The 12374-nt window shown below is 44.8% G+C and carries 14 protein-coding genes; 5 read left to right on the top strand and 9 right to left on the bottom strand.

The genetic code is table 11. The features are described from left to right. The coding region (locus ACIQZ2_RS11180; RefSeq protein WP_395768935.1) for a peroxidase family protein at positions 1–1275 on the top strand (1275 nt) is incomplete at its 5' end. A 49-nt stretch (positions 1276–1324) separates the two neighbouring features. Here the strand turns inward: ACIQZ2_RS11180 and ACIQZ2_RS11175 are convergent. Then, positions 1325–1816 (bottom strand): 2TM domain-containing protein, encoded by a 492-nt coding sequence (locus tag ACIQZ2_RS11175; RefSeq protein ID WP_395768934.1) that lies wholly within the window; start codon positions 1814–1816, stop codon positions 1325–1327. A 59-nt stretch (positions 1817–1875) separates the two neighbouring features. After that, entirely contained in the window at positions 1876–2523 is a 648-nt protein-coding gene (locus ACIQZ2_RS11170) for a DUF1801 domain-containing protein (protein ID WP_395768933.1), read from the bottom strand. A gap of 62 nt (positions 2524–2585) precedes the next feature. Here ACIQZ2_RS11170 and ACIQZ2_RS11165 point away from each other — a divergent pair, with 62 nt between their 5' ends. Both ACIQZ2_RS11165 and ACIQZ2_RS11160 read left to right on the top strand, forming a co-directional pair. Next, entirely contained in the window at positions 2586–4592 is a 2007-nt protein-coding gene (locus ACIQZ2_RS11165; RefSeq protein WP_395768932.1) for a glycoside hydrolase family 3 N-terminal domain-containing protein, read from the top strand. Positions 4593–4813: 221 nt separating this feature from the next. Next, positions 4814–5350 carry a hypothetical protein gene (locus tag ACIQZ2_RS11160; RefSeq protein WP_395768931.1) on the top strand — a complete coding sequence of 179 codons (537 nt, stop codon included), beginning with the start codon at positions 4814–4816 and terminating at the stop codon, positions 5348–5350. Here ACIQZ2_RS11160 and ACIQZ2_RS11155 read toward each other — a convergent pair. Then, positions 5345–5977: a hypothetical protein gene (locus ACIQZ2_RS11155; protein WP_395768930.1), complete on the bottom strand. Its 633-nt coding sequence runs from the start codon at positions 5975–5977 to the stop codon at positions 5345–5347. The two genes, ACIQZ2_RS11160 and ACIQZ2_RS11155, sit on opposite strands and share 6 nt — an antisense overlap. A gap of 85 nt (positions 5978–6062) precedes the next feature. On the opposite strand from ACIQZ2_RS11155, the gene ACIQZ2_RS11150 reads away from it, so the two are divergent. Together ACIQZ2_RS11150 and ACIQZ2_RS11145 are read left to right on the top strand one after the other, a co-directional pair. Further along, positions 6063–7526, top strand: a complete 1464-nt coding sequence (locus ACIQZ2_RS11150) for a deoxyribodipyrimidine photo-lyase/cryptochrome family protein (RefSeq protein WP_395768929.1) — start codon at positions 6063–6065, stop codon at positions 7524–7526. Beyond that, complete coding sequence (locus ACIQZ2_RS11145) at positions 7523–8959, top strand: cryptochrome/photolyase family protein (protein ID WP_395768928.1); 1437 nt, start codon at positions 7523–7525, stop codon at positions 8957–8959. The genes ACIQZ2_RS11150 and ACIQZ2_RS11145 overlap by 4 nt, the downstream gene beginning before the upstream one ends. On the opposite strand, the gene ACIQZ2_RS11140 is transcribed toward ACIQZ2_RS11145, so the two are convergent. The 6 genes from ACIQZ2_RS11140 to ACIQZ2_RS11115 form a co-directional block, all read right to left on the bottom strand. Then, entirely contained in the window at positions 8939–10015 is a 1077-nt protein-coding gene (locus ACIQZ2_RS11140; protein WP_395768927.1) for an FAD-binding domain-containing protein, read from the bottom strand. The genes ACIQZ2_RS11145 and ACIQZ2_RS11140 overlap by 21 nt on opposite strands. Beyond that, positions 10015–10308, bottom strand: coding sequence for a TIGR03643 family protein (locus ACIQZ2_RS11135; RefSeq protein ID WP_395768926.1), 294 nt, complete (start codon positions 10306–10308; stop codon positions 10015–10017). The genes ACIQZ2_RS11140 and ACIQZ2_RS11135 overlap by 1 nt, the downstream gene beginning before the upstream one ends. Further along, a complete protein-coding gene (locus ACIQZ2_RS11130; protein ID WP_252624661.1) occupies positions 10283–10420 on the bottom strand; it encodes a DUF2256 domain-containing protein in 138 nt (45 codons plus the stop codon). The genes ACIQZ2_RS11135 and ACIQZ2_RS11130 overlap by 26 nt, the downstream gene beginning before the upstream one ends. A gap of 50 nt (positions 10421–10470) precedes the next feature. Beyond that, complete coding sequence (locus tag ACIQZ2_RS11125) at positions 10471–11256, bottom strand: PhzF family phenazine biosynthesis protein (RefSeq protein ID WP_395768925.1); 786 nt, start codon at positions 11254–11256, stop codon at positions 10471–10473. Next, positions 11253–11912, bottom strand: a complete 660-nt coding sequence (locus tag ACIQZ2_RS11120) for a DUF4386 domain-containing protein (protein WP_395768924.1) — start codon at positions 11910–11912, stop codon at positions 11253–11255. The genes ACIQZ2_RS11125 and ACIQZ2_RS11120 overlap by 4 nt, the downstream gene beginning before the upstream one ends. A 79-nt stretch (positions 11913–11991) precedes the next feature. Next, positions 11992–12374: molybdopterin cofactor-binding domain-containing protein (locus ACIQZ2_RS11115; protein ID WP_395768923.1), on the bottom strand; the 383-nt coding region annotated here is incomplete at its 5' end.

Genomic DNA, 12374 nt, shown 5'->3' with positions numbered 1-12374 from the left:
GGTTTAGAAGTTACTTGGACGTCGACGCCTACACAATGGGGTATCGGATACCTACACTTGCTATTTAATAACGAGTGGACATTAGAGAAAAGCCCAGCCGGTGCTAACCAGTGGATTGCGAAAGATAGTCCAAACATCATCCCAGATGCGTTTGATAAAAACGTATTCCACAAGCCTACGATGTTAACTTCGGATATCGCTTTACGCGCTGATCCAGTTTACGAGAAAATCTCACGTAGTTTCTTAGAGAATCCGGAATTGTATGCGAAGGCTTTTGCGAAAGCTTGGTTCAAATTAACGCACCGCGACATGGGTCCTAGCTCAACGTATTTAGGACCAGAAGTTCCGAAGGAGCAATTGCTTTGGCAAGATCCAATTCCTGCGTTGAATCACGAGGTAGTGAACGCGCAAGACGTAGCGGCTTTGAAAACGACCATTTTAAACTCTGGTTTATCGATCAGCGAATTAGTTTCGACGGCTTGGGCTTCAGCTTCAACGTACCGTCACTCAGATCGCCGCGGTGGTGCAAACGGGGCGCGTATTCGCTTGCTGCCACAACGTAATTGGGAAGTTAATAATCCGAAGCAATTAGAGAAAGTCTTAGCTGTTTATGAAAAAATTCAGAAAGATTTTAATGCCAAATCTGGTAAGAAAAAGATCTCTATCGCAGACTTAATCGTGTTAGGTGGTTCAGCAGCCGTTGAAAAAGCAGCAGCGAATGCGGGTGTTAAAACAACGGTTCCATTTACCCCAGGTCGTATGGATGCTTCACAAGAGCAAACAGATGTGGCTTCCGTTAGCTTGTTAGAGCCGATGGGCGATGGTTTCCGTAACTATACGAAAACACGTTACACGCTTTCGACAGAAGAAATCTTCGTAGACAAAGCACAATTATTAACCTTGACTGCGCCAGAAATGACGGTATTAACAGGTGGTATGCGTGTGTTGAACACGAATTATAACGGTTCGAAACACGGCGTATTTACGACGAAGAAAGATGCGTTAACGAACGACTTCTTTGTGAACTTGTTGGAAATGGGAACCACCTGGAAACCAGTAGATGAAGCAAAAGAAGAGTACGTAGGTAAAAACGAAAAAGGAGCTGTGGTTGCGACTGCAACACGTGCCGACTTAATTTTCGGTTCGAATTCAGAGCTTCGTGCTTTGGCTGAAGTCTATGCAACGAAGGATTCACAAACTAAATTTGTGAAGGATTTCGTAGCCGCTTGGACAAAGGTGATGAACTTAGATCGTTTCGACGTTACTTTTAAATAGTCTTTTTAGGTTGAGTTTAAAGCCAGCTGCTCGAAAGGGTGGCTGGCTTTTATTTTTGGCCTTTCAACTTGTCGTACTCGCTTTGTTCTAATGATTCACCCAAAGTATGGTAGGCCTTTAGGTATTGAATCGTCAACCCTAATCCCCAGCCTAGCATCGGCCAAATAGGCCATGGAAAATGATTCCATTTTGCTTGATCAGGCATACTAATATACCAAATGACCCACAAAACGGGGATAACAAGTGAATAAGAGCCTAGGCTCCGTTTGAATTTGGCACGCATGCGGGCAAGCTGCCATAATTGTTGGTCTGTACTTTCCATGATATTTCGTTTTTCGGTTTCATCATCTGGAGCATACAATAAAGTCAAATTCACACCTAAGGCTTCACCAATCGCATTCATCGAATACAAACTCGGTTTCCCTTCGTTACGCTCCATACGTTGTACGGTTCTCAGCGCGATCCCGCTCTTTTCAGATAGATCGTTTTGCGTCAAACCTTTGGCCGTACGAATTTCCTTTAATTGTTCTCCAAAATTCATGGGGCAAAATTGGGGTTAAAAATCATGCCAAAAAACGTCAGGCACATGACTTGTTTACGTCATCTCTTAAAATTCTCAATGGCTTTGTGCGAACCATCGCAACTCGGCTTGCGCTTTGTTAAACCGCAAATACAATCGGTAATTCCGATGCCTTTTAGGATGTACTTTTCATTTTTCTCGATACGTGAAGTGCGCGTTTCGGACTGCTTCCCGTCTGAAAAAAATCGTAAATAGGCCCGCTGGCGCCCAGGAGTTAATTTTTCGAAGGCTGTTTTCAGCGCAGGCTTCTTGGCGAAAATAGCCGTCAACTCCTCCGGATGAGGGATTTCAGATGGTTTTTCCATTTTCAATCCTAGTTTCTCTACCTCGATGGCTTCTAGGACATAGGCTTTGATGTAGTCTTCTTTTTGCCGAATCTCCTCCACCGAACTGAACTTCATCCAGCGGCCCAATTGCGTGTGCTCGCCAGGTTTAATTAACAGCTTGTCCTCGTCTTGAAGTAGCGCACCATTGAAAAAGCTCAAGGCACAATGGTCCTTTAAGCTACCAATGGCAATAATGTTTTTCTTGTCTACCATATACACCGGTGTCCGCCACTTAAAGGTTTCTATTAATAAACAATCCAATAATATTCGACGTAAATAGGCCATTTCTTGGGGCCATTGGTCGGCACTTTGTATGAATTCGTCAACATTCGGGTCTTTCATCCTTTTTTACTGATTAGAATTAAGAAAGAAATTGCTTTCCTATACAAAGAAAGAAAAAACCCATGAAATCACGTATCCTCCTGGCATTGCTTTTTGCATCAGGCACCATGTTTGCCCAGACACAACCTGTGTTGGTGGCCATGAAAACACCTACCTTGCGGGTAGGGAAATTGTCCTTTAAAGACCTAAATAAGAACAACAAACTGGACAAATACGAGGATTGGCGTTTGCCAGTAGACGCTCGAATCAAAGATTTAGTATCCCAAATGACCTTGGAGGAAAAGCTTGGATTCATGCTCATCAGCACCACGCGTATGGGTGGCGACCAAGTTTTCAATAATGGCGTTCAAGGGAATGCGGGACCTCGGCCTAAAATTACGGAAGGATTTAACGAAGAGGATTTGGTCCAAAACACCAATATGTTTACGCGTAAACCGCTGGGAGCACCCAATATGTCGGCAGCCGGCACCACCAAAGGCGTAACTCAATTTCACTTACGCCACTTCATTTTACGGGCAAGTGCGTCGCCTGAAATTATGGCCAAATGGTCTAACAACTTACAAGAACTTTGCGAAAGCACACGCCTCGGTATTCCGGCCATCGTCGCTTCGAACCCACGCAATCATGTGACTACAGATGCATCGGTGGGATTGAGCGTGGGCCTAACGGCATTTTCAAAATGGCCAGGCGAATTAGGCTTAGCGGCCATGCGCGATTTCGATTTAACCCGCAAATTTGCCGAAACAGCGGCAGCGGAATGGCGCGCTGTGGGATTACGTAAGGGCTATATGTACATGGCCGATTTGGCGACTGAGCCTCGTTGGGGCCGGGTAGAAGGAACTTTTGGGGAGGATGCGGATTTGGCGTCCAACATGATTACCCAGATTGTATTGGGTTTCCAAGGAAAGAAATTAACCAACACGTCAGTTGCCATGACCACCAAACATTTCCCAGGTGGAGGGCCACAAGAAGGCGGACAAGATTCACACTTTGATTGGGGAAAATTTGCGCACTATCCAGGTGGCATGTTTGACTACCATGTAAAACCTTTCCAGGCAGCCATCGCAGCGGGAACTTCCGCAATTATGCCGTACTATTCCGCCCCGAAAGGTAAGGAATTTGAGGAGGTAGGATTCTCATACAACAAAGCGATCATAGGCGAATTATTGCAAAATAAATTAGGCTTCAAGGGAATCATAAATTCCGATACAGGCCCAATCGAAATGATGCCATGGGGCGTAGAAAACATAAGCATTCCGGAGCGTTACCAAAAAGCGCTTAACGCGGGTGTAGATATTTTCTCTGGGGCAGCTGATCCAACTACCTTAATAGAGGTGGTAAAAAAAGGCATGATTTCAGAAGCGCGCATTGACCAGTCGGTATCTAAACTATTAAAAGAGAAATTCGAATTAGGCCTTTTTGAAAACCCCTACGTGAATGTGGAGGAAGCAGTAAAAACGGTTGGCAATAAAGCAGCCGTCGATGCCGCAAATCTCGCGCTCCGCAAGTCGATTGTCTTACTTCGTAATGATGAAAAACGCTTGCCTTTGGCGAAGAAAACCAAAGTCTATTTCGAGACTTATTTCCAATCAGGACGCAATGCCGGTGAGGCTATTAAGGTTTCCAAGCCAGAGTATGCAGGTCTAGAATTTGTGTCAACGAAAGAGGAGGCCGATGTCGTATTGTTGTGGTTGGTTCCAACGGCCGGAGGTTTATTCAGTTCGCAGGGTTCAAAAATAGATTTGAATTTATCGGCAAACCGCATTGACGTTGCGCATGTGAATGACATCTTGAACGCAAAGCCAACGATCCTAGCGATCAATTACACAAATCCATGGGTGATTGAGGAAATCGATAAGGGAAAAGCAAAGTCGATCATTGCGACCTTTGGGACAACGCAAGATGCGCTTTTAGATATTGTGACGGGGGCATTTAATCCTACGGGTAAAATGCCATTTACAACACCGGTGAATCAAGCCGCAGTTGAGGCGAACAAATCAGATGTGCCAGGGCATATGGAAGGTCCAGGGTATGGATTGTTTGCTTTTGGGCAAGGATTGAGCTATTAAAATTATCAGGAAACTGATTTGATTGGTTTGGCATAACTAGGTAATTTACAAGACATTGAGCATCCTTAAAAAAGGGTGCTCATTTTTCTTACCTTTGTATGACCAAACACTACATGAAAGATGAAATACAATATATCCTTTCAGGAAAGAGCCAGGTTAAGCATCACCATCTTATCCAAACAAACTGTAGTTACCTTAAATGAAGCCAAGGAACAGGCTCAATGGCTCAAGAATACAAGCAAAACAAACAACAAGAAACAAAGTGCTTAATTGAATTTGCGGATCAATATAACTTATGGATAACGCATATCAATCTTGAAAATTACGTTTCACAGGGTGCCGAACAAAAAGTTTATTTGAAAGATGGCGCTACCGTTTTAAAGTTGAATGATGCGATTTATTATGCATCCTGGATTGATTATTTGCACAATCTTCTTCTCAATAATTTATTTTTCCCAGATACAGCTTATCAATTATTAGGCTTCTTTAAGGAGCAAGAAATACTCTATGCCGTAGTAGAACAACCGTTTGTAAAGGCGACCGGAATAACAGATTTAAGTCTAGTAAAATCATTTTTGGAAAATAACGGTTTTCGAAATACCAAAAACCATGATTACTACAACGAGGAACTACATCTGATTTTAGAAGATCTGCACGACGAGAACGTGCTTACACAAAATAGCATGTTGTATTTTATAGATACCGTCTTTTACATGGTTTCTGCCAAAAGTGCTAAGCACCTAAATAAACCCCTATAAATTATATTTCAAACCCACCGTACCAATCACCTGTCCGTCCGTAATCGTATAATTGCCAAAGGCTTTGGCCTGAAAATGCTTATTGATATCGTACGAAATCGTCTCCGCCACTCCCGTCAAATCGCCTACAGTCAAGTAGTACCCTTGCGATAAAAAACTCCATTTTTTGTGGCGGTAGTTGGTGTTTCCAGAAATCAACGTCACCTTAAAATCCGTATTGCGCGCTTGTCCATTTAAGATGAACGACCCTACACTCATTTTTTCACTAACTGGATAATTCATCGTTAATTCCCGTCCGAAGAAACTCGTTACTTTATATTGCTCCGTCATTTGAAATGCCGGCATGTGGATTCCTACGGTAGCCTTAAATTTCTTATCAATAAAACGGTATCGGGTAAATAAAACGACCGTCGTAGGCGTCATACTTTGAATCCGCATCATGTACATCATCGCACCTGTTAACCTTCTTTTCGGGTTGGTGCTTGCGTTAATAATGACATTGGGCTCCTTCGACGTGAACGCCGGAATAAATGAGAAACCACCCGTGCTCATTTCAATGCTCCCCGTTTGGGCATGTGCGCACATAGCGGATGAGAAAAAGAATAGAGCTGTCAGATATTGTTTCATTTTGATACATTAGGTGTGTAAAACAGGGGCAAAGGTAAGTCTTTTCTTTCTGAAAACATCACAGGGCTTTTTAAGTTATGTTTTTATGCCAAAGTCCCCGATCAACATTGTCTGGTTTAAACGTGACCTCCGCTTCACGGACCATGAGCCATTGTACCGAGCATTGGACTCCGATATTCCTACGCTTTTAGTTTATTTTTTCGAACCTTCCCTGATTGCTTTTCCCGATAGCGATGTGCGGCATTGGCGATTTGTGCATGAATCTCTTTTGGAGATGCAAGGCCGACTGGAAGACCGAAAAGGCCAACTTTACCTTTTTCACTCCGAAGTACTTCCCGTGTTTCAGGCGCTCGCTTCCGCTTACGATATCAAGACCATTTATTCTCATGAGGAGATAGGGAATGGGCTAAGTTTTCAAAGGGATAAGGACGTGGCCGCGTTCTGTAAACGCGTGGGGATTTTATGGAAAGAAACGCCAACGAACGGTGTTATTCGCCGCTTGAAATCACGCAAAACCTGGCAACAACGCTGGGAGGCGACCATGACCCGTGAACCGTTTTTTCAGCGGGAAGGTGACTGGAATTTACTGGAATTACCTGGTGATTTTTATACCATTCATCGAGGGTCTGAACTTCCTTCTTCATTCAAAACACGCAATCCCGTCTTCCAAGAAGGAGGCGAATATTGGGGCTGGAAATACCTGAAAAGTTTCATAGAATCGCGGCATGTGGGTTACAGTTCATTGATCAGTAAACCCGAGGCGAGCCGAAAAGCCTGCAGCCGGATTTCGCCCTATTTAGCCTACGGAAATATCAGTATGCGCATGGCACATACCTATACGATGCAACATTATAAATCGGCGCGCAACAAACGTTCGCTTCAAAATTTTGTCTCAAGGCTGCACTGGCAAAGTCACTTTATTCAAAAATTTGAAGATGAGTCTCGGATGGAATTTGAGCCGGTAAACAAGGCCTACCAAAGCCTCGAAAAACCGCGTGATCTTGCGCTAATCGAAGCCTGGCAAACAGGGAAAACAGGAGTTCCTCTAATAGACGCTTGCATGCGTTGTGTGGTGGCAACAGGTTATTTGAATTTCCGCATGCGCGCCATGGTCGTATCGTTTTTTGTTTTTAACCTATGGCAGGATTGGCGCGATTTAGCTCACTTTTTAGCGCGTCAATTTCTAGATTACGAGCCCGGCATTCATTACCCCCAAATCCAGATGCAAGCGGGCGTAACCGGTATCAATACTATCCGGATTTATAATCCCGTGAAGAACTCGTATGACCATGATCCCGATGGTGTGTTCATCAAAAAATGGTTACCCGAATTAGCGCAAGTACCAGCCACCTTAATTCACGAACCTTGGAAATTAAGCGATATGGAACAGACCCTCTACGGAGTTAAAATAGGTGTGGATTATCCAGCACCCGTGGTAGATTTAAGTGCGACGAGAAAGTCGGCATCCGACCAAGTTTGGGAATTACGGAAGACAAAAAAAGCCCGACAAGAAGGTGTGAGAATCTTAGCTAAACACGTGAATAAATGAGGACATTTCTGATTTTTCCGCACCAATTATTTGAGGAGACTTTGGCTCAGGAGGCCGATGTTTTCTACCTCGTTGAATCCCATTTATTCTTCAAGCAATACGCTTTTCACAAGCAGAAATTGATCTTCCACCGGGCGAGCATGCGCGCTTTTGCGGACCGATTGCGTGCCGCAGGAAAGACCGTGGAATACATTAATTCGCAAGATCCACGTGCCTCAGAAGTTGGCTTAGGGGCATCCATAAAGGGCGAAATTTCCTTGTTCGACCCGAATGATTACTTGGTCGAACGGCGCCTTCGTCGGTCAGGAAGTGTTAACTTTTTACCGAGCCCCAACTTCCTAAATACGGATACCAACTTACTCGGTAATCGCAAACCTTATTACCAAACCGCCTTCTATACCCAGCAACGAAAAGACCGGGGGATTTTAATTGATGCCGAAGGAAAACCCGTGGGCGGCCAATGGACCTACGACACCGAAAACCGTAAGAAAATTCCGAAAAATACGTTCATTCCGGCTCCATTCCCTGAGTCTAAAAACGCGTATGTAACTGAGGCCGTCGATTATGTATCAAGCCATTTTTCAGGTAACCCAGGATCAAGCGACGTTCCCTTTTCGGGAGCCTACTACCCGGTGACACATGCAGAAGCGCAAGCAGCTTTGGATTTATTTTTGCGGGAGCGAATGCACTTGTTTGGTGATTATGAAGACGCCATCAAAGCCCAAGAAAAGACCTTGTTTCATAGTATTTTAAGTCCATTGATCAATGTGGGTTTGTTGAATCCTGCGAACGTGATCGCGCGTGTGGCTTCATGCGATGGCCCATTAAACAGTGTGGAAGGGTTTATTCGACAAATTATCGGTTGGCGCGAGTTTGTCCAACTGCTCTATCGCAAAATAAGTGTCCAACAACGCACCACGAATTATTGGGGATTTACGAACGAAATGCCGGCCGCTTTTTACGACGGAACCACGGGCTTAGCACCCATCGATCAGACGATTCGCAAACTCTTGAAAACGGGCTATAATCACCACATCGAACGACTCATGGTGTTGGGAAATTTCATGCTATTGTGCGAAATCAAACCGGATGCAGTCTATCGCTGGTTTATGGAAATGTACATCGATGCGTATGATTGGGTGATGGTTCCTAACGTCTACGGCATGTCGCAATTCAGCGATGGCGGATTAATGACGACCAAACCGTATATCTGCGGATCCAATTACATTCTAAAAATGAGTGACTATCCGAAAGGCGAATGGCAGGAGATTTGGGATGGATTGTTTTGGCGATTCTTGGATAAACAGCGGGATACCTTCCGCAAAAATCCGCGCTGGGCGATGCTCATCAGTACCTGGGACAAGATGCCGTTGGAGAAAAAGGAAACGCATTTAAACAACGCGGAAAACTTTCTAGCTCAGCTTTTTGCTTAGTTTATTCCAAAAAGAAAAGAAGCTATTGAATTCTCCTTGTAATCCCGGAGCCAGTGTCGGATGCACCTCGCGCGTTCCTTGAAAATGTGCATTGATCGGATGATCTCTGAAAATGGATTTGATGTTAAGCGATGCATATTCTCCATAATAAATCTGCATGCCTGGTATATTTTCGGCTAGATCGTAAATGAATTGCATCGTCCGAGGCGACATGGGGTGCTTCGCGAAATGACTTGGTTCTAAGACCAAAATTCGATTGCCTTCTTCCCCTTCGTGAAACGTAGGATCGAGCGTATAATGGGTATAAACGAACGTGGGTAGCTCTTCCTGAATCTCGAGTGCTTTCGTCACGGGCGGCGTGAAAACAAGGTCGGCCTTAGCTGATTTTCTCAATTCCTCTGGCACCTGAAGCAAGGGCAATTCCTCGTACGTACAATCCAAAAAAGTTCCCTGTTGGCTGCTGCCCGTGTATTTATTGATGTTTTCTTGGTTCACATAATATAGCTTATTGCTAAAAGTACCCGCGCACCATTGCCAACTCAGCGCGTTGCTGGCTAAATCGCCGTCCAACAAATGGTAGTACAACCAGGCCGCAGGTTCAGACCAATGGTATTTCCCTACATTGCAGGTGATGGCCGCAAGGTACATCCGCAGGTGATTATGTAAATAACCACGCTGAGGAAATGTCGCCAAGAAGGTATCCAACGACCGAATCCCAGTCTCCGCAGTTAATACCGCTTCCGGAATCCCGCTGTTCAGTACTCCATCTTGAGGATGGCGAATGTCTGTAAAAATCCCATCACCTTTTTGAAACCATGTACGCGTATAAAACTCGCGCCAGGCTAATTCTTGTATGAATTTTTCCGCCTGTTCCATGCCGATGCCGCGGTCTTTTAGTCGGGCTACAACTTGTGGAACGGTGATAAATCCGCGAGATAAATACGGGGAAAGATAGGAAACGCCACCATTTAAAAAGTTGCGCGTCCGAGCATAACGCTCAGGATCAAACTGATCGATGCGTTCGTAAACCGCATCTAAGTTGGCAGGAAAATCCACTAACGTTTACTGATTTTATTCATGCTGATACTACGCTGCAAAGTACATTTGAAACGGGGATCTACTGCCACGCGTTTTTGCAGGTGTTTCGTGCCACGACCCGTCATGCGCTTGCGCCACATGCGGAAACTGGACTCCTTACTATTCAATCGCATAAATTCGATGACCTCTTTTTCTTTCAGCCCAAACTGAAATTCAATCGCCTCAAAAGGCGTGCGATCTTCCCACGCCATTTGGATGATGCGGTCGATGTCCTCGTCGGTAAACTTATTTACTACGTCTGCACTTTTCACCACAGTAGATGATTTGATCCCAATTCTTCTCCCATTTCTTGCGCCAGGCGAAGGGGCGGTTGCAAACGGGACAGGTTTTGGAAGGTAAATGTTGTTTTTTAACGCCTTGCATAGTCGTTAAACGAGGGTGGTGTCAAATTTGTTTTGACTATTTTGGGTTGACTACACCAAAATCTCACCCCTTAGATACAGCATACTTTCACCAGCTATTTCCACTCGATCGCCTTTCAGCGTACAAGTCAACGAGCCGGTTCTTTGTGATAATTGAAGTGCACTTAGGGTTGTTTTACCTAAAATAGCAGACCAATAAGGTGTCAAAGTCGTATGCGCAGAACCTGTTACCGAATCCTCATTCACCCCACAAGCTGGGCCAAAAAATCGAGACACAAAATCCACCTTTTCACCAGGAGCCGTCACAATGATCCCGCGTACGGGATGAATTTTCAAGGCTTCAAAATCCGGTTGGATTGCGCGAATATCTTCCTCCGCATCATAGACAAATAGGTAATCCGTTTTGCCTTTGAAAACGGCGCGAGGTGCTTTGGAAAGTCCAGAACTATGAATAGGTTCTACTGCCATTTGCTCGAGGGTATCACAAGGAAAATCCAGGACTAATTCAGAACCTCTTTTGGTTACGGTCAATGGGCCACTTCTGTGGGAATGAAAATTGACGAAATCTCCTAAGTAACCCAACTCATGAAATGCTATATGCGCACTCGCTAAAGTTGCGTGGCCACACAAATCAACTTCCACGGTGGGGGTAAACCAACGAATATCATAACCGTCATTAGCAGGAACGATGAAAGCGGTTTCTGCCAAATTATTCTCCTGAGCGATGTTTTGCATGAGCTCATCTGGCAGCCATTCGGTTAATGGACAAACGGCGGCAGGGTTGCCTTTGAATAATTGATTACTGAAGGCGTCAACTTGGTAAATAGGGATTTTCATACCGCTAAAATTAACGGATTTTCTTTAAACCCTTTCACTGTCAAATAAATTCCCAGCGAAAATTCCCACAAGGCAATGGGGATAGCGGATAATCCCGCGATCGGTGCGTGTTGGTCATAGACACCATACAAAACCGCCACATCTCCAGCAGTCAAGGTAAAAGCCCCGATGATTCCAATGATAGGGAGAAGACGAGGCACTAAACGGCTTTGATATAAAAACGTTCCCAATAGCAGGCCATTCACGGCTGGGATGAAACTTTGGCTAATTAAGAAGAGACGGTCGTAAAGCATCACTAGCCCGCGGCTCATGACCGAAGCCTCCGCACCTAAAATGCGCAGTTGCAAAACGGTCAACAAAGCCGCAACTCCCGCAAAAATCAGAGCAGCCTCTAATACGCGCGCAGCCACAAAACCCAAAGCCAGCGTTTCGTTTTGCTTCCTCAATACCGGATACAAAACAATAGCCGTTCCGATACAAAACAAGGCCATCAATAATTCCAACATTCCACCCAATACCACATCACTTGAAGGCGCCGAACCAAGGATAAAATTAGGCTGATGGATTTCGTGGTAAAGCGACAATGTCGGAATTGAAATGAAAGTGAGCAGGTACAAAATACCAGCGGCTAATGAGGTTTTTCGGGATGTTGTCATAGGCCGCAAGTACGACATTTATTATTCCCGCAAACTGATTACTTTATGAACGGCAAGCCCGAGGACATCGAATTATAGCCTAGCCCTCGACCTGCGGCTGAAAAGGCTGCTGGTAAAATCGTTTCCCTGTGGCTTTATACAAGGCATTGGCCATCGCTCCGAAAATAGGTGGGAATGGCGGCTCGCCTAATCCTGTTGGATCTACCTCATTTTGCACAAAATGCACATCGATCTTCTTCGGCGCCTCATTGTGACGAATCATGCGATAGGTATCAAAATTCTTCTGATCCGTCTTTCCTTCCGTCAAGGTTAATTGGCCAAACAGGGCATTACCTATCCCATCAATTGCCGCTCCTTCGGCCATATTTTTTGCTCCTTCCGGATTCACCACCACGCCACAATCTAAAGCCGATGTAACCTGATCGACAATCACCTGACCATCCTTCACCCGCAAATCAATTA

Origin of the sequence: Aquirufa sp., from assembly GCF_044342065.1 — a bacterium.
Classification (GTDB): Bacteria; Bacteroidota; Bacteroidia; order Cytophagales; family Spirosomataceae; genus Aquirufa.
This window is presented reverse-complemented; position numbering and strand designations above follow the sequence as displayed.